The sequence below is a fragment of the Cereibacter changlensis JA139 genome, assembly GCF_003034985.1.
GTDB lineage: Bacteria > Pseudomonadota > Alphaproteobacteria > Rhodobacterales > Rhodobacteraceae > Cereibacter > Cereibacter changlensis.
The window spans coordinates 1-435 of record NZ_PZKG01000440.1 but is presented as its reverse complement, the minus strand read 5'-3'; the positions used below and the strand labels follow the sequence as shown (position 1 = coordinate 435).

The window sequence follows — 435 nt, the reverse complement described above, 5'->3', positions numbered from 1 at the left end:
TACGAAGCGATCCGGCAGGACGACCCCGTGTTGCGAGATCGGCTGAGGGAACTGGCGCGGGTGCGCCGCCGGTTCGGCTATCGGCGGCTGCATGTCTTCCTGCGCCGCGAGGGCTACGATGTGAACCACAAGCGCCTGTTCCGCATCTATCGCGAGGAGCAGCTGCACGTGCGCCGCCGGGGCGGGCGCAAGCGGGCCATCGGCACGCGGGCCCCGATGGTGCTGCCTCTGATGCCGAACCAGCGCTGGTCGCTCGACTTCGTGTCCGACCAGTTGACCGATGGCCGTCGGTTCAGGATCATGACCGTGGTCGATGACTGCACGCGCGAATGCCTCGCCTTGATCGCCGACACTTCGCTTTCCGGCGTGAGGGTGGCGCGGGAACTGGCGACGCTGTTCGAGGTGCGCGGCAAGCCTGCGACAGTGGTCAGTGAT

The 435-nt window shown here is 67.1% G+C and carries 1 protein-coding gene; it reads left to right on the top strand.

Features of this window, described 5'->3' with window-relative positions; genetic code table 11:
• A partial coding sequence (locus C5F48_RS24565) for a DDE-type integrase/transposase/recombinase (protein ID WP_146170796.1) occupies positions 1-435 on the top strand: 435 nt, incomplete at both ends.